This is a genomic window from Lactobacillus taiwanensis DSM 21401 (assembly GCF_001436695.1).
GTDB lineage: Bacteria > Bacillota > Bacilli > Lactobacillales > Lactobacillaceae > Lactobacillus > Lactobacillus taiwanensis.
The window spans coordinates 133132-150120 of sequence record NZ_AYZG01000001.1 but is presented as its reverse complement, the minus strand read 5'-3'; the positions used below and the strand labels follow the sequence as shown (position 1 = coordinate 150120).

Here is a 16989-nt window from a genome sequence, read left to right as displayed (position 1 = left end):
GAGTTCCTCGTTTTTAATATAAGCGGATAGCGTGAATCGAACCCGCATCTTCAGCTTGGGAAGCTGACATTTTACCATTAAACTATACCCGCATAAGCAAAATGATTATATCATTTTGCTAACGATGTGGCAACTGATGCCTATCCAAATTATATTCTGAACGATCAAGTAGAGAAGTAAAGTTTTGAAAGAGCCAACGACGTAATTCAGATGGCTTTAATACTAATGGCATTCTTTCATGAACTGGAAGCACAGTATCATTAGAAGCAGTAGTAACCATTGAAAAATCATCACCTTTATAAATGCCAGCAATTAGTGCCATCGGTTCATCTTTTGCAGTAAAAGATGAGTGCTCATGATAGGTTTTGTTATTTGAAGCAAGGTAAGTTTGCTTGCTGCTTTCCCAGAATTCATTAGCTAAAATAATACAACGCTGACGAGCAAATGAATCATCCCACATTGATGGCTTTTCTTCATAAAAACGCTCTACCCGAGCATTATAAATTACTCGATTCTTTTTAAATGGACTAGGATAGCCCCATTTCTTTTCAACTAGCTTTAGTTCGTCATCGCTATATAGCATAACTAAAGATGGAGATTTAGGATAAATTTGAGTAACAGATTCAAATTTATCTTCAATATTTTTTGATACAACTAGCGGTAATTTTAAATCGGTTTTTAGATATGTCTTAATTTCTTTAAGCGACGGCATTTCATAATGACTACACATCCTTATTCATCCTTTCTTTATATAACTTTTCTCTCAATTTAATTTTAGCAAGTTTTAGGTAAGTTTAAACAAATAAGGATTTTTGCTAGAATTGGAGGTAAAGTTAAAGATTACAGATATATTGGAGAAAAAATATGACAAAGGAAATTTTATTAACTGGGGATAGACCAACCGGAAAACTTCATATTGGTCACTATATTGGCTCCTTAAAAAACCGTGTAAAATTACAAAATGAAGGTAAATATGAGCCTTATATTATGATTGCGGACACTCAAGCACTAACTGATAATGCTAGAGATCCTGAAAAAATTAAGAATAGCTTAATTCAAGTAGCTTTAGACTATTTAGCTGTTGGACTAGATCCTAAAAAGTCTACTATCTATGTGCAATCACAAATTCCTGCTCTTTTTGAATTAACTGCTTATTACATGGATTTGGTAACAGTTGCACGTTTAGAGAGAAATCCAACTGTTAAGACTGAAATTAAACAGAAGAATTTTAAAGATTCAATTCCAGTTGGATTCTTGAATTATCCTGTTTCTCAAGCTGCTGATATTACCGCCTTTAAAGCAACTGTGGTACCGGTAGGGGATGATCAAGAACCAATGCTTGAACAAACTCGTGAAATTGTACGTACATTTAACCGAGTATATAATACTGATATTTTGGTTGAGCCAAAGGGCTACTTCCCACCTAAGGGACAAGGCAGACTTCCAGGCTTAGACGGTAATGCGAAGATGTCTAAATCACTTGGCAATGCGATTTACTTAGCTGATGATGCAAAGACTGTACAAAAGAAAGTTATGTCAATGTACACCGATCCAAACCATATTCATGTAGAAGATCCTGGTCAAGTAGAAGGAAACACTGTATTTACTTATCTTGATGTTTTTGCACCGGATAAAGATAAGGTAGCTGAACTTAAAGAACAATACCGAAAAGGTGGTTTGGGCGACGTAAAAATCAAACGTTACTTAAACAAGGTTCTTGAAGAAGAACTCGCTCCAATTAGAGAGCGTCGTGAGAAATTTGCTCAAGATCCAGATGCTGTATATGAAATGCTCTTAGAAGGATCAAAGAAGGCAAATGAAGTTGCTAACCAAACTCTACAAGAAGTTAGAGAAGCAATTGGTTTAAATTATTTTGATAGATTAAACAAATAATTTAAAGAAGGTAAGATTAATGACAAGAGACAGGATTCCGTGGAAGCAATATTTCATGATGCAGGCCTTAGTTATCGCACAACGCTCCACTTGTGATCGTGCTTTAGTTGGGAGCGTAATAGTTAAGGATGACCGGATGATTGCAACGGGATATAATGGTAGTGTTTCCGGTCAGCCGCACTGTGATGATGTGGGGCATTTAATGGTTGACGGACATTGCGTTAGAACTATTCATTCTGAAATGAACGCTTTAATTCAGTGTGCTAAAAATGGTATCTCAACTGAAGGTACTGAAATTTATGTTACCTATTTTCCATGCTTTAATTGCAGTAAATGTTTAGTGCAAGCAGGCATTAAGAAAATCAATTATTATTATGACTATCATGATAATCCTTTGGCACTTAAACTCTTACGTGAAAAGGGTGTAGCAATTGAACAAGTAACGTTAGATCATAAGTATGTTCAAAGCTTAGCTGATAGGTTAGAGAAGGCTGATAATGAAAAATAAATTTGTTAGTTTTCTATCTTTATTAGCTTGTCTTCTATTATTAACTGCTAGTACAAGTTCATTTATTAATGATCCAGAAAATTTGTTTAACACTAAAACTGAAGAACTTGTTACGCAAAAAAATGTAGAGTATCAAAAGACAAAGAGTAAACCTGAGATTCGTCTTTTAAGTTTAAAGGATAGTAATGCAATAAATAGAATTCGACCACAAAAGAATCAAGTTATCATTGCAGCAGCCTTACAAAGCAAGAAGAAAAATATCCAAATTCTTGTTGGTAAAAATTATCAGGACACTTTAACGCAGTCTAAATGTAGTAACATTATTCGCTATGCGGGTAACAAGTTGAGAAGTGAAAAGCAAGCAACTTTTAATTCGGGCATTCAATTGGTATTTAATGCCTGTGCAACCTTAATCGCACAAAAAGATAAGTTGTCTTATGATAAAAATTCTTTAACTCAAGAAGAATTACAAAAAATAGACCATCCACAAAGCGTAAATTTAGTTTGGGGATTAGTGATTGCGGCCTTAATTAGTTTTGGTCTTGTTTTATTTAAGAGTATGCGAAAACCGCATTAAGGACTTGACTAAATGCTAGTTAGCCGTTAAAGTATCAGTAGAAATTAAATATTTAGAGCAAATAAACTGTTAGGTGAGACTCCTACGTGAACACATGCTGTCGCCCAGCAACATCCAGAGATGCCAACGGGTCAAACAGGGATCGTCGATATAAGGCCCTCCCCAGCCAGCTAGTTATGTTAAATAACCTTACGTCACGTAGTGTTAAAACTGAACGACGAGTATAAAAATCGCTTGGATTTAAGCCGATGCAGTTTTTGCATCGGTCTTTTTGTTTGTTTGCTAGGTTCTTAAGAAAGGATGTTGAAGATGTTCAAAATCAACACTTCCGGCACAAGAAATACTACAGACACCAAGCTGGTGCGCCGGATTGCACGCGAAGATAAGTTTGCGACGCTGCAACGATTAAAAACCTCAATTAGTGGCCTTCAAAGTAAAGATGCGAGGCAACGCTTAGCAAAATACGGTTCTAATGAAATAATAATCAAACATGATAAGACTAAGCTTCACTATTTTCTAAAGGCTTTTATAACTCCTTTTTCCCTGACGTTATTTTTTTTAGCAATTGTAGCAATTTTTCTAAATTCTTCTCAACGTACTCTTAACTTAAGTCCAGCAATTTTTGTTTTAGCTATTTTATTTATCTCAGTAATTTTAACTGCTGTGCAGAATATTCGTATTAATACTAATATTCAGAACTTGATAAATCGAATTTCTAGAACAACTCAAGTAATGCGCGATTGCACACCACAAAAAATTTCAACTAAAGATCTAACAATTGGTGATGTCGTGTTACTTAAAACTGGAGATATTGTTCCCGCTGACATTAAGTTACTTAAAAGTAATGATTTAGAGTGTTCTTTACTTGGCGAAGAAGATACTGTGAAAAAGAGTGCTAATTACACTGATAAAAATGATGGCTTAGATTACGCTAATATTTTATATGCTGGCACAATTATTCTTTCTGGATCAGGCATTGGCGTTGTTTTTGCGACTGGTAAAGAAACTGTTTTTGGAAGAGTAGTCCAAAATCTTTCTAAGCTTAATCTAGAAAACCATTTCTTTAATTTTGGTATGAAAAGATTAACCAAAATCTTTTTGACATTGATTCTAGTTATTGTTCCAGTTGTTTTACTAATTAATGAAATAATGCGTGGCAATTGGGAAAATGCTTTAATTTTTGCTATGGCAATAGCTGTTGGTATAATGGCTGAAGTGATGCCAACAGCTATTGTAAATAACTTGGTAAAAGCCAATGTTGATACGCCCAGGATTCGAGCGACATATGACAATTAATTATCTAAATAATTTGTAGGAATTCCGTATTTTATGGAATTCCTTTTTTAATGTACAAATTAAGTCCTGCATGCTATGTTATACTAGCAATTAAAAGACTTATGAGAGGAAGAATAAAGATGGCTGAAAAGAAAACTTTCTATATTACTACACCTATTTACTATCCATCTGGAAAATTAACTATCGGTAACGCTTATACTACTATTGCGGCTGATACAATGATCCGTTATAAAAAATCTCGCGGCTTTGACACATTCTTTTTAACTGGAACTGATGAGCATGGTTTGAAGATTGAACAAAAAGCTGAAGCACAAGGAATTAAGCCCCAAGAATTTGTGGACAAGATGGCCAATTCTTACAAAGAATTATGGAAAATGCTAGACGTTTCTTACGATCGCTTCATTAGAACAACCGATGAAGACCATGTTAAGGCTGTTCAAAAGATTTTTGAAAGATTATTAAAGCAAGGTGATATTTACTTAGGTGAATATACTGGTTGGTATTCTGTAGAAGATGAGGAATACTTTACTGAATCTCAACTTGCTGAAGTATACAAAGATGATGATGGGAACGTTATTGGCGGAAAGGCACCTTCAGGTCACGAAGTGCGTTTAGTTAAAGAACCATCATACTTCTTCAGAATGAGTAAATATGCTGATCGCTTACTTCAATACTACAAGGATCACCCAGACTTTATTTTGCCTCACTCTCGTGAAAAAGAAATGGTAAATAATTTTATTAAACCTGGCTTGGAAGATTTATCAGTAACTCGTACGACCGTTGACTGGGGTATTCCTGTACCTAGTGATCCAAAACATGTTGTTTATGTTTGGATTGATGCTTTATCAAACTATATTACTGCTTTGGGATACGGTTCTGATGATGATTCATTATTTAAAAAGTATTGGCCAGCTGATGTGCATTTAGTTGGTAAAGAAATTGTTCGTTTCCATACAATTTATTGGCCAATTATGTTAATGGCACTTGATTTACCTCTTCCTAAGCAAATTTTTGGTCATGGCTGGGTATTGATGAGAGACGGTAAAATGTCTAAGTCTAAAGGAAACGCTGTTTACCCAGAAATGATTGTTGAACGCTACGGCTTAGATGCACTTCGTTATTACTTGATGCGTGCAATTCCTTTTGGGTCAGATGGTATTTTTACTCCCGAAGACTTTGTTGAAAGAGTTAACTTTGATCTTGCTAATGATTTGGGTAACTTATTAAACAGAACTGTTTCAATGATTAATCAATACCAAGATGGTCAAGTAGCACCTGTTGCATCAGAACAAGATGAATTTGCTCAAGACTTAATTAAGACTGCTAATGAAACAATTTCAGAGTACCAAAAGCAAATGGATGCACTTCACTTCTCTCAAGCTTTGGACAGTGTTTGGAAGCTTATTTCTCGTGCAAACAAGTATATCGATGAAACAACGCCTTGGGCTTTGAATAAAGAGGGCAAGAGTGAAGAATTATCTAAAGTAATGTCTAATTTAGCAGAGAGTCTTCGCTTAGTTGCCATTTTAATTGCACCAGTAATGACTCAAAGCCCAGTTAAGATGTTTGAACAACTTGGTCTTGATTGGAATAATGAAGATCAAAAGAAAATTGAATTTGGTGCTTTTGACTGGAATGTTAAAGTTACTGAAAAGCCAACTCCAATCTTCCCAAGACTTAAGAATGATGTAGAAGTTAAATACATTAAGGAAGAAATGAAGAAGGCTAAGCCAAAGAAGAAGACTAGAAGTCAGCAAAAAGAAGAAAAACAGATTACTATTGATGATTTTGATAAGGTTAAGATTCAAGTTGGTCAAATTTTATCTGTTGAACCAGTAAAAGGCTCAAGCAAGCTTTTGATGTTTAAGCTAGACTTTGGTGATGGTAATGAGCGCCAAATTTTGAGTGGTATTCGTAAGTTTTATCCAGATGCAAGTGAATTGTTAGATAAAAAGGTATTAGCAGTAACTAACTTGAAGCCACGTAAGATGCTGGGACATGAAAGTCAAGGTATGCTTTTATCTAGTGAAAAAGATGGTCAAGTTAAATTAGCTCTTGTAGGCAATGAGCATGAAGTTGGAGCTGAATTAGGCTAATGGAGATTTTTGATTCACATACGCATCTAAATGACGTTCCTTTTCGCGGAAAAGAAGAGATTTATCTTGATCGGGCGAAAGAATTAGATGTAGTAAGAAGTGCAGTTGCCGGACAAGATCCAGAATTTAATGAACGCGCCGTTGACCTTAGTCAGAGATTTGATAATTTATACGCTATTGTTGGTTATTGTCCAGATGTAGCTAAAGACTACGATCAAAAAGCAGAAGATAAGTTAGTTGAACAGCTTAAAAAGCCTAAAACTGTTGCTTTAGGAGAAATCGGACTAGATTATTACTGGGATGAATCACCTAGAGATGTTCAACGAAAAGTTTTTGCAAAGCAACTTGATTTAGCACATAGTTTAAAAATGCCAGTTAATATTCATACTCGAGATGCTTTTGAAGATACATATCAAGTTTTAAAAGATAGTCATGTGGGTGAATATGGCGGAATCATCCATAATTTTAATGGTGATCCAGAATGGCTTAAAAAGTTTCTTGATTTAGGAATGATGGTTTCATTTTCTGGGGTTGTTTCCTTTACAAAGGCAACTGACGTACATGTTTCTGCTAAAGTTGTACCATGGGATAAGTTTTTAATTGAAACAGATGCACCATATCTAACTCCTAAGCCATACCGTGGCAAACAAAATGAGACAGGATATGTTCGCTATGTGGCAGAGGCAATTGCTAAGTTACGCGATACATCTGTTGAAGAAGTCGCTAAGCATACGTTTGAAAATACGATGAGGGCATATGGAATCAAAGAATAAAAAGCAATTTAATGCAGTAGTTATTGTTGAAGGTAGAGACGATACAAAACGGTTGAAGCAATTCTTTCCTGGAATCGAAACTATTGAGACTAACGGTTCGGAAGTATCCGATGAAACTTTAGCTGAAATAAAGAAACTTTCTCAGACAAGAGAAATAATAATCTTTACTGATCCAGATTATAATGGTGAAAGAATACGCCGATTAGTTACTGAAGCTGCTCCTAATGCGAAACAAGCTTTTATTACACGTAAAGAAGGAGAACCAACTAAGCATGGAAATAGTTTGGGAGTTGAACATGCCTCAAAAGAAGCTTTGGAACGCGCACTCAGCGATTTACATGAAGTTCAGCCTATAAAAAGCGATATTACTAAAGAAAAGTACGATGATTTAGGCTTAGGAATGAGTTCAGAAGCACGTCTTTTACGTGAAAAGATTGGTGTTAAACTAGGGATCGGCTATGGAAACAGTAAACAATTTTTAAAACGTTTAAAGATGTTTGGAATTACTTATGATGAATTAAAGAGGGCAGTCAAAGATGTCAAATAGTATGCCAATTGCTAGTCCTGTACGTACTCAAGCAATTGTAAATCGCTACTTTATGCATGCGAAAAAGAATTTAGGTCAAAACTTTTTAGTGGATTTGGCTGCTATTAAAGGAATAGTTGAAGCAGCTGATATTCAAGTAGGAGATCAAGTTATTGAAATTGGACCAGGAATTGGTTCATTAACTGAACAGTTGCTGTTAGCAGGGGCAAAGGTCTTAGCTTATGAGGTCGATCAAGATTTGCCAGAAATTTTAAACAATGAATTGCCACAAAAAATTGATGGTGAAGATTTGAAAGATCGATTTAAGTTAGTAATGAAAGATGTGTTAAAGGCTAACTTTATTGAAGATAATGGCGGTTTCTTGAATTTAAGTAAAGCAGTAAAGATTGTTGCTAACTTGCCTTACTACATCACAACGCCAATTATTTTTAATCTTATTAAAAGTGATTTGGATTTTTCTAGTTTAACATTGATGATGCAAAAAGAGGTTGCTGAAAGACTAGTTGCTGAGCCAAAGACTAAAGAATATGGTCCCTTAACTATCGCTGTTCAAAGCCGAATGAATGTAAGACTGGCAGAAGAAGTAAAAAGTACATCATTTATGCCAAGGCCTAAAGTTGATTCAGCTGTTGTGGTTTTAACACCACTTATTGAAAAGCCTGATATTAGTGATTATGCATTCTTTGATCATGTAGTAAAAATGTGCTTTGCACAGCGTCGTAAAACATTAGCTAATAATTTAAAAGCTTTAATTAAAGATAAAGATGAACGAGAAAAAATAATTAGTGATTTAGGCTTGGATGTTAGGGTTCGTCCGGAAGAATTAACTCTCGAACAATTTGTTAAGTTAGTTCATCTTTTAAAAGATCAGCAAGCATAAAACGATTACAATTTACAGACTTGAAAAAATATTAATTTTTTGATAAAATTAGGCCAAGCAAAGGAGTGACGTCCAGTGCCAACAACACTAATGGCAATTAAACATAATTTGGATTCTCATTTGGGTGAAAGCTTGATTGTAGTAGCTCAAGCAGGAAGAAAGAAAGTAACACGCCGCAAGGGTAGATTAACTAAGACCTACCGTGCAGTATTTGTTGTAGATCTTGATCAAGATCAAAACAACTTTGAACGAGTATCTTATAGTTACACGGATTTATTAACCAAGAATATTGAGCTTGAGTTTGATGAAATGTAATTGACAATAGAAGATTACGAACAATCACTAGTATTTTGTTTAAAATGCTAGTGATTTTTCTTTATGTAGAGTATATTTAAACTTAGAAATATTTAATGTTTAGGAAGGTAAAAGCATGAAACGTTCAGAAAGATTAGTTGATATGGTTAAGTATCTTTTAGCTCGCCCTCATACTTTGATCGCACTACCGTTTTTTGCAGATCGCTATGGCGCAGCTAAATCTTCAATTTCAGAAGACTTGGCAATTTTACGTCAGACTTTAGCTAATGATAAAAATGGAATTTTAGAGACAGTAGCAGGGGCTGCTGGTGGAGTGAGATATATTCCTTTTGTAGGAAAAAAAGAGGCCACAAACTATCTTCATGATTTAGCTGACCGTATTGAGGATCCTGATCGTATTTTACCCGGAAATTTTGTTTATTTGTCTGATATTTTGGGCTCACCACAAGATTTACGTCAAATTGGTCAATTAATTGCAACTAAATATGCTTATAGCAATGTTGACTATGTTATGACAATTGAGACTAAAGGAATAGCTATTGCCCAAGCAGTTAGTCGCTTTTTAAACGTCCCATTCGTAATGGTGAGAAGAAGACCAAAGATTACTGAAGGATCAACGATCTCTGTTAATTATGTCGCTTCTTCAAGTGAACGAGTTGAAAAAATGGAATTGGCTAAACGCTTACTCCCAGAAGGAAGCAATGTATTAATTGTGGACGACTTCATGAAGGGCGGCGGAACTTTAACTGGAATGGAAGAACTAGTTAAAGAATTTAAAGGAACAGTTGCTGGAATGTGCGTTCTTTGTGAAACAAAATACGCTTCTCAAAAAGTAGTAGATGACTATCAATCTTTAATAAAGATTACAGAAGTTGATAGAACTAAAAAGCTAATCAAAGTAAGACCAGGGAATTTCTTAGAGCAGACAGACTTCAATCGCTTTCCAAAATGATATACTGATAGGTGTTTAAATATAAAAAATTGAAGGGATATAAAACTAATGAATAAGTATGTTGTTATCTTAGCTGCTGGAAAAGGTACCCGCATGAAGTCCCAACTTTACAAGGTATTACATAAGGTTTGTGGTAAAACTATGGTAGAACATGTGGTAAATGCTGCTAAAGGCACGAATCCAGATAAGATTATTACTGTAGTTGGCAATGGTGCAGCTAGCGTTAAAGATGTTTTGGCAGGCCAATCAGAATTTGCTTTTCAAGAAAAGCAACTAGGTACTGGAGACGCCGTTATGGCAGCCAGTGATTTATTAGAAAACTTAGATGGTTCAACTTTAGTTGCTACTGGTGATACTCCTTTATTTACTGCTGAAACTTTTAACAACTTATTTAAAAAACATGAAGAAAGTGGAAACAGTGCAACTGTTTTAACTGCGAAAGCACCAAATCCATTTGGCTATGGACGTATTATTCGTGATGAGGATGGAAATGTCCTAAGAATTGTTGAACAAAAAGATGGTACTCCAGAAGAACTAGCAGTTGATGAAATTAATACTGGTGTATTTTGTTTTGATAATAAAGAATTATTTAAGGCTTTAAAACAAGTTGGTAATGATAATGCTCAAGGCGAATATTACTTAACTGATGTCTTAGAAATTATGCGTAAAGCTGGTCATAAAGTTGGTGCTTATGAAATGCCTGACTTTAGTGAAAGCTTGGGTGTTAATGATAGAATTGCTTTGGCTCAAGCAACAAAGATTATGCAAAGAAGGATTAATGAAAAGCATATGAAGAATGGTGTTTCATTTATTGATCCTGACACAGCATATATTGATGGCGATGTTAAGATCGGTAATGATACTGTTATTGAAGGCAACGTTGTTATCAAGGGTAAGACTGAAATTGGTAGCGACTGCTATATAACTAACAGTTCAAGAATTATTGATTCTAAGATTGGCAATCACGTAATTATTACTTCTTCAACTCTTCAAGAAGCTCAAATGGATGATAATACTGATATTGGACCTAACTCTCACCTTCGTCCTAAAGCTATCATTAGAAAAGGCGCTCATATTGGTAACTTTGTTGAGATTAAGAAGGCTGAAATTGGTGAAGATAGTAAGGTAGGTCACTTAACTTATGTTGGGGATGCAACTTTAGGTAAAGATATTAATATTGGTTGTGGTACTATCTTCTCTAACTACGATGGTGTTAAGAAGTTTCATACTAATGTGGGCGATCATTCATTTATTGGAGCAGGTGCTACTATCATTGCCCCAGTTAATATTGCTGATCATGCATTTGTGGCAGCAGATTCAACAATTACTAAAGATGTTGATAAGTACGATATGGCAATTGCTAGAGGTAGACAGACTAATAAACCTGATTACTGGCACAAGTTACCGCTATCAAAAGATAAAGATTGGAAATAAATTAAAAGAAGTTGTTAAATACAACTTCTTTTTTTGCTATTTTCAAGCGTAAGTAGCATTTTTTTGCTATTATTAAAGATGGAATTGTAATTTTTCGGTGGAGGAAATTATGTCTCAATTAGACAAAGAAATTAAAATTTTTGCGCTCAACTCTAATAAACCTTTAGCAGAAAAAATTGCTGATAAAGTAGGAGTTAAGCTTGGTAAGTCTGATGTTAAACGTTTCAGTGATGGTGAAATCCAAATTAACATCGATGAATCAGTTCGTGGTAAAGATGTTTACTTAGTACAATCAACTTCAGCTCCAGTAAACGATAATTTAATGGAATTATTGATTATGATTGATGCTGTTAAGCGTGCTTCAGCTAGAAGTGTTAACTTAGTAATGCCTTACTATGGATATGCACGTCAAGATAGAAAGACCCGTGCACGTGAGCCGATTACAGCTAAGTTAGTAGCTGATATGCTTCAAAAAGCAGGTGCTGATCGAGTTCTTTCACTTGATTTACACGCCCCACAAATTCAAGGATTCTTTGATATCCCTGTTGATAATTTAATGGGTGCACCACTTCTTGCTGACTACTTCTTGAGTCATGATTTAGAAAAAGATGCTGTTGTAGTTTCGCCTGATCATGGTGGTGTAACCAGAGCAAGAAAGTTAGCAGAATTTCTTAAGACTCCAATTGCAATTGTGGATAAACGTCGTCCAAAAGCAAATGTTGCTGAAGTTATGAACATCATTGGAGATGTAAAAGGCAAGCGTGCCATTATTATCGATGACATGATTGATACAGCTGGTACTATTACTTTAGCTTCTCAAGCTTTAATGGATGCTGGTGCAACTGAGGTTTATGCTTCAGCTACACACGCTGTTTTGTCAGGACCTGCAATTGAACGTTTAAATAATTCTCCAATTAAGAAATTAATCTTAACTGATTCAATCAACCAACCTGAAGAAAAAGATTTATCTAAGGCTGAAATTGTTTCTGTAGGACCATTGATGGGTGAAGCAATTAAATTGATTCAAGAACATAAGCCAGTTAGTCCACTATTTAATACTCGTTTTCAATCCCATAATTAAGTAATAAAGAACCAATATCTATTTGTTTAGATATTGGTTTTTATCATATAAAAGCTATATCTTTATTTTAAAAATATGAAAAGCGTTTACATATATCGGATAATTAAGGTAGTATTAAACTATACAGTTTTAAAGAGGGAACTATAGGAATATGACTACTTTATCTGATGTAGCAAAAAAAGCTAATGTATCTAAGATGACAGTATCGCGGGTTATTAACCATCCGCAGCAAGTGACGCCAGAATTAAGAAAAATTGTGGAAAAAGCAATGGAACAATTGAATTATCATCCCAATTCAGTTGCGAGTGCTTTGGCTCATAATCGAACTAATGTGGTTAAACTGGTAATTTTAGAAGATATTGATACAACCGAGCCATACTATATGAATCTACTTTTTGGAATTGCTAAAGGACTGAGCAAAAAACACTACGCAATTCAATTAGCCACAGGTAGGGATGTTGGCGGAGGAGACGGCTACATTATAACTGGGGGGCGAGCAACGGATGCAGAATGGTTAGATCAATTAGATAAACCTTTTGTTTTATTTGGAGAAAATCGCTTCGGTTATGATTTTATTGATACAGATAACAAATTAGGTGAACAGTTAGCTACACAATATGCACTCAATAAAAATTATCAATCAATTATTTTTATTGGAATTGATGAGAAAGAACCATTTGAATATTCAAGAGAAGCGGGCTATATCAATACACTCCAAAAGCATAATATGATTCCTAAAATTTTTCGAATTCAAAATCATAGTAGTTTGGCTGAAAAGTTAATTATTAGTAATTGGAAAAAATTTGCGCCGAATACGTGCTTTATTTGTGCCAGTGATCGAATTGCAGTTGGTGTAGTACGCGCTATCCAAAGAAAGAATGGGAATATTCCTAGAGATTTCGGTGTAATTGGTTTTGATGGAGTATTTTTAGATCAAGTCTCAAATCCTAAGTTAACTACAGTTAAGCAAAATTTATTTAAGCTTGGTGAACTCTTAGCAGCCATGATTCTGCAAAAAATTAAACAAGATGGAGCTCAGCAGGGTGAAGTCTTGATTGAGCCAGAACTAAGAAAAAATGAATCTACAAGAAATTAGAAAGCTGTTACCGCAGCTTCTTTTTTTGATACCGGTAACATATAAAACATATTGTAAGCGCTTAAAATAATTGCTTAAAATAAAAGCTATGGAGGAAGTTTATTATGAGATATTGGTATGACCAAGCAATTATTTATCAAATTTATCCGAAGTCTTTTCAAGATTCTAATAGTGACGGTATTGGTGACTTAAATGGAATAAGAAAGAGAATACCGTATTTAAGGGAATTAGGAATCAATGCTGTTTGGCTAAATCCAATTTTTGTTTCTCCACAAGTGGATAATGGTTATGATGTATCGAATTATTTCGCTATTGATCCAAAGATGGGAACAATGGAAGATATGGATAACTTAATTAAGGAAATGCATGCGGCTGGGATTCATGTAATTATGGACTTTGTATTGAACCATACTTCTGATCAGCATCCCTGGTTTCAAGATGCTATAAAAAATTCAGAAAGTATATATCGTGACTATTATATTTTTGCAGGAGGAAACAATCAGCGTCCAAATAACTGGGGAAGTTTTTTCGGAGGAAGTGTTTGGGAAAAGGATCCTGCAGGTACCGGACAATTTTATTTCCATCTTTTTGATAAAAGAATGCCTGATTTGAATTGGAATAATCCAGAAGTTAGACATGCAATGACTGGGATTGCAAAATATTGGTTAGAAAAGGGAATTGATGGATTAAGACTAGATGCATTTATTCATATTGCAAAAGCAGATTTAAGACAGAATTTTCCAGTTGATAGCAAAGATAAAGAACCAATAATTGCAGAACCATTTTTTGCTAATTTACCACAAGTTCAAAAGTGGATGCGACCATTTTGTGAAGAAATAAAACAAGATTATCCTGATGCATTACTTTTAGGAGAAGCAGCAAGTGCAAATGTAAATTTAGCTGTGGATTATACAAATAAGGATAATCACTTAATGGATAGCGTAATTACTTTTAGATATTTTACTGAAGATCAGAACAAAGTCGATCCTAGTTTTTTGAGTAATTATCAGCCTAAACCATTAGATTGGGTTAAATTTAAACAAAATCAAACTATTTGGCAACAAACCTTAAGTGGAATTTCTAAACCTACCCTTTATTGGAATAATCATGATATGGCAAGGCTTGCAACCAGGATTGCTAAAAATAATACTCAAGCAAGAAGTTTAGCTATGTTGATGTACTTACAATGCGGTATTCCAATCATTTATTATGGTGAAGAGTTAGGAATGAGAAATCTACAGTTTGAAAATGTAAATGATTTTCAAGATGATACTGTAAAAGAGTTTGTAAAGAGTGCAGAAAAGGCAGGAAAGACTACAAAAGAAGCCTTGCTAATGGCAAGTAAGACTCATAAGCTCCCAGCTAGAGGACCAATGCCATGGAATAACGAAAGAAATAATGGCTTTACAGATAGAGAACCTTGGATTCAAGGTAAAAAGCTTGATGAGACAAATGCAGCTGATGAAATAGCAGATGATAGTAGTATGTTTAACTTTTACAAAAAGCTTATTAGCTTGAAGAAAGAACAACTATTTCAAGAAGGTAATTATTATTTATGGCCAACGTCAAATGGGAGCTATGTCTATGAGCGTAATTTAAAAGACAAAAAAGCACTTATTGCTGTTTCTTTGAGTCAAGAACCAATTGAGCTTGAAGTAGGAAAAGAATTTAGTAGTGAAAGGTTAGCGGCTGGCGAATATGATTTAACGGCAGGAAAATTACGATTAGAACCATATGCCGGAGTAGTATTAGAAAATTAAAAAGATTGAGGAATAAAATATGCAACTTGCAGCTTTAAAACATAGAACTGAAAGTGAAGATTGTTTTATTATTGATCATTCACACGTTAAAATTAGACTTCATACAGCAAAAGATGATGTGGAAAAAGTAATTGTTCATTACACGGATAACTATCTACCACCAAAACAAGCTAAAGAACTTGAAATGGAGAAAATAGGTAGTGGTCAAGTTAATGATTACTGGGGAGCAACCTTAACTGCTCCATATCACCGAATTAAATATACTTTTGAAGTGATTGGCAAAGACGGAAGTCATGTGATTTTTGGTGACCGTAGTATTGAAAACTTTAGCGATGAAAAATTAAGAGAAGATGGAATGTATTTTAAAGTTCCGTACTTCCATGATATTGATCGCATCAAGACTCCAAAATGGCTTAAAGACATTGTTTGGTATCAAATTTTTCCGGAGCGTTTTGCTAATGGTGATAAAAGTAATGACCCAGCAAATGTTAAAGAGTGGAGTCCGCAAGATCATCCAGGTAGAGAAGATTTTTATGGTGGAGACTTACAAGGCGTTTTAGATCATTTAGATGATTTACAAAGATTAGGAGTTACGGGACTATATTTCTGCCCAATTTTTAAGGCAAGTTCTAATCATAAATACGACACAATTGACTATTTACAAGTAGATCCAGCTTTTGGAGAAAAGGATTTATTTGCAAAAGTAGTTAATGAAGCGCATAAGCGTGGGATGAAAGTTATGCTTGATGCGGTCTTTAATCACTTGGGTGATCAATCGATGCAGTGGCAAGATGTAGTTAAAAATGGCGAAAAATCACGCTTTAAAGATTGGTTCCACATTAATTCCTATCCTGTTGAACCCTATCGTGACCCAAGTAAAGGTGAAAAAAATCCACCGTATGAAACCTTTGCATTCGAAAAGCATATGCCTAAATTAAATACGGCTAACCCAGAAGTACAGGACTTCTTATTAGAAATTGCGACCTACTGGGTAAAATATTTTGATATTGATGCATGGCGTCTAGATGTTGCAAATGAAGTTGACCATCATTTCTGGAAGAGATTCCATGACGAATTAGTTAAAATAAAGCCTGATTTCTATATTGTTGGTGAAATATGGCATTCAGCTCGTCCATGGCTTCAGGGAGATCAATTTACAGGTGTCATGAATTATCCATATACTTTACAAATTGAAGATCATTTCTTCAAGCATAAAATGGATGCTAAAGACCTAAGTGAACACTTAACTGATCAACTAATGATGTATCCTGATATGGTTGACCAGGCTATGATGAATATGCTCGATTCCCATGATACGGCTAGAATTTTAACTTTAGCAAAAGAAAATCAAGATTTAGCTTTACAAGCAGTTGCGTATGAATTTGTTCAACCTGGAGTGCCATGTATTTACTATGGGACAGAGATGGGAATGAGCGGCGATAATGATCCGGATTGCCGCAAACCAATGGACTGGAGCAAGCTCGAAGGACCAGTATGGCAAAGAGTCCATGAATTAGTAAAATTCAGACTAGATCATAGTGATACCTTAAATAAAGGTACTGTTACGTTAACGGTAACAGAAAAAGATCTCTTAAAAGTTGAACGAATAGGCAAAGAAACAATAAGGGCCTACTATAACACAGGTAAAAAAGGTATTAAAATTGATAAAATAACAGCACTGAGTCAGAACTATAAATCGGGAGTATTAGCGCCAGATGGCTTTTTAATCGAGGTTGAAGCTTAATATATGAACAAAAAAGTAGCAATAAGATGCTGCTTTT

At 34.8% G+C, this 16989-nt stretch carries 16 protein-coding genes, 1 tRNA gene and 1 riboswitch; of the genes, 15 read left to right on the top strand and 2 right to left on the bottom strand.

The features are described 5' to 3' along the window. Positions 1–21: 21 nt before the first annotated feature. Positions 22–92 (bottom strand) — tRNA-Gly (locus FD18_RS00750). Positions 93–118: 26 nt separating this feature from the next. Continuing rightward, positions 119–730 (bottom strand): SOS response-associated peptidase family protein, encoded by a 612-nt coding sequence (locus FD18_RS00745; protein WP_034525281.1) that lies wholly within the window; start codon positions 728–730, stop codon positions 119–121. A 134-nt stretch (positions 731–864) separates the two neighbouring features. Between FD18_RS00745 and trpS the strand changes: the two genes are divergently transcribed. The 15 genes from trpS (at position 865) to FD18_RS00670 (ending at position 16952) form a co-directional block, all read left to right on the top strand. After that, positions 865–1893, top strand: a complete 1029-nt coding sequence (trpS, locus tag FD18_RS00740; RefSeq protein ID WP_057718078.1) for a tryptophan--tRNA ligase — start codon at positions 865–867, stop codon at positions 1891–1893. A gap of 19 nt (positions 1894–1912) precedes the next feature. After that, entirely contained in the window at positions 1913–2401 is a 489-nt protein-coding gene (locus tag FD18_RS00735; RefSeq protein WP_057718077.1) for a ComE operon protein 2, read from the top strand. Then, complete coding sequence (locus tag FD18_RS00730; RefSeq protein ID WP_057718076.1) at positions 2391–2978, top strand: TPM domain-containing protein; 588 nt, start codon at positions 2391–2393, stop codon at positions 2976–2978. The genes FD18_RS00735 and FD18_RS00730 overlap by 11 nt, the downstream gene beginning before the upstream one ends. Before the next feature lie 58 nt (positions 2979–3036). Beyond that, positions 3037–3208, top strand: a riboswitch (M-box (ykoK) riboswitch). A gap of 70 nt (positions 3209–3278) precedes the next feature. Further along, positions 3279–4274 carry a P-type ATPase actuator domain-containing protein gene (locus tag FD18_RS00725; protein ID WP_057718075.1) on the top strand — a complete coding sequence of 332 codons (996 nt, stop codon included), beginning with the start codon at positions 3279–3281 and terminating at the stop codon, positions 4272–4274. A gap of 119 nt (positions 4275–4393) precedes the next feature. Next, on the top strand, positions 4394–6370 hold the full coding sequence (metG, locus tag FD18_RS00720) for a methionine--tRNA ligase (RefSeq protein ID WP_057718074.1): 1977 nt from the start codon (positions 4394–4396) through the stop codon (positions 6368–6370). Then, entirely contained in the window at positions 6370–7143 is a 774-nt protein-coding gene (locus tag FD18_RS00715) for a TatD family hydrolase (RefSeq protein WP_057718073.1), read from the top strand. Before metG ends, FD18_RS00715 begins: the two co-directional genes overlap by 1 nt. Next, a complete protein-coding gene (rnmV, locus tag FD18_RS00710) occupies positions 7127–7690 on the top strand; it encodes a ribonuclease M5 (RefSeq protein ID WP_057718072.1) in 564 nt (187 codons plus the stop codon). The genes FD18_RS00715 and rnmV overlap by 17 nt, the downstream gene beginning before the upstream one ends. Then, complete coding sequence (gene rsmA / locus FD18_RS00705) at positions 7680–8570, top strand: 16S rRNA (adenine(1518)-N(6)/adenine(1519)-N(6))-dimethyltransferase RsmA (protein ID WP_057718071.1); 891 nt, start codon at positions 7680–7682, stop codon at positions 8568–8570. The genes rnmV and rsmA overlap by 11 nt, the downstream gene beginning before the upstream one ends. Positions 8571–8645: 75 nt before the next feature. Further along, the gene (locus FD18_RS00700; protein ID WP_057718070.1) at positions 8646–8885 is read left to right on the top strand and encodes a Veg family protein; all 240 of its coding nucleotides are present in this window, start codon (positions 8646–8648) and stop codon (positions 8883–8885) included. Positions 8886–9000: 115 nt separating this feature from the next. Beyond that, the gene (gene purR / locus FD18_RS00695) at positions 9001–9837 is read left to right on the top strand and encodes a pur operon repressor (protein WP_057718069.1); all 837 of its coding nucleotides are present in this window, start codon (positions 9001–9003) and stop codon (positions 9835–9837) included. Between the two features lie 48 nt (positions 9838–9885). Next, positions 9886–11271: a bifunctional UDP-N-acetylglucosamine diphosphorylase/glucosamine-1-phosphate N-acetyltransferase GlmU gene (gene glmU, locus FD18_RS00690; protein ID WP_057718068.1), complete on the top strand. Its 1386-nt coding sequence runs from the start codon at positions 9886–9888 to the stop codon at positions 11269–11271. Positions 11272–11380: 109 nt separating this feature from the next. After that, a complete protein-coding gene (locus FD18_RS00685) occupies positions 11381–12352 on the top strand; it encodes a ribose-phosphate diphosphokinase (RefSeq protein WP_004898715.1) in 972 nt (323 codons plus the stop codon). A gap of 151 nt (positions 12353–12503) precedes the next feature. Then, positions 12504–13448 carry a LacI family DNA-binding transcriptional regulator gene (locus FD18_RS00680; protein WP_057718067.1) on the top strand — a complete coding sequence of 315 codons (945 nt, stop codon included), beginning with the start codon at positions 12504–12506 and terminating at the stop codon, positions 13446–13448. 104 nt (positions 13449–13552) lie between these two features. Further along, positions 13553–15208, top strand: a complete 1656-nt coding sequence (locus FD18_RS00675) for an alpha-glucosidase (RefSeq protein WP_057718066.1) — start codon at positions 13553–13555, stop codon at positions 15206–15208. Positions 15209–15227: 19 nt separating this feature from the next. After that, positions 15228–16952: a glycoside hydrolase family 13 protein gene (locus FD18_RS00670; RefSeq protein WP_057718065.1), complete on the top strand. Its 1725-nt coding sequence runs from the start codon at positions 15228–15230 to the stop codon at positions 16950–16952. The last annotated feature ends 37 nt before the right edge of the window (positions 16953–16989 follow it).

Coding starts and splice junctions, on each gene's coding strand:
- FD18_RS00745 (WP_034525281.1), bottom strand. CDS start 730: ATGTGTAGTCATTATGAAATGCCGTCGCTTAAAGAAATTAAGACATAT.
- trpS (WP_057718078.1), top strand. CDS start 865: ATGACAAAGGAAATTTTATTAACTGGGGATAGACCAACCGGAAAACTT.
- FD18_RS00735 (WP_057718077.1), top strand. CDS start 1,913: ATGACAAGAGACAGGATTCCGTGGAAGCAATATTTCATGATGCAGGCC.
- FD18_RS00730 (WP_057718076.1), top strand. CDS start 2,391: ATGAAAAATAAATTTGTTAGTTTTCTATCTTTATTAGCTTGTCTTCTA.
- FD18_RS00725 (WP_057718075.1), top strand. CDS start 3,279: ATGTTGAAGATGTTCAAAATCAACACTTCCGGCACAAGAAATACTACA.
- metG (WP_057718074.1), top strand. CDS start 4,394: ATGGCTGAAAAGAAAACTTTCTATATTACTACACCTATTTACTATCCA.
- FD18_RS00715 (WP_057718073.1), top strand. CDS start 6,370: ATGGAGATTTTTGATTCACATACGCATCTAAATGACGTTCCTTTTCGC.
- rnmV (WP_057718072.1), top strand. CDS start 7,127: ATGGAATCAAAGAATAAAAAGCAATTTAATGCAGTAGTTATTGTTGAA.
- rsmA (WP_057718071.1), top strand. CDS start 7,680: ATGTCAAATAGTATGCCAATTGCTAGTCCTGTACGTACTCAAGCAATT.
- purR (WP_057718069.1), top strand. CDS start 9,001: ATGAAACGTTCAGAAAGATTAGTTGATATGGTTAAGTATCTTTTAGCT.
- glmU (WP_057718068.1), top strand. CDS start 9,886: ATGAATAAGTATGTTGTTATCTTAGCTGCTGGAAAAGGTACCCGCATG.
- FD18_RS00685 (WP_004898715.1), top strand. CDS start 11,381: ATGTCTCAATTAGACAAAGAAATTAAAATTTTTGCGCTCAACTCTAAT.
- FD18_RS00680 (WP_057718067.1), top strand. CDS start 12,504: ATGACTACTTTATCTGATGTAGCAAAAAAAGCTAATGTATCTAAGATG.
- FD18_RS00675 (WP_057718066.1), top strand. CDS start 13,553: ATGAGATATTGGTATGACCAAGCAATTATTTATCAAATTTATCCGAAG.
- FD18_RS00670 (WP_057718065.1), top strand. CDS start 15,228: ATGCAACTTGCAGCTTTAAAACATAGAACTGAAAGTGAAGATTGTTTT.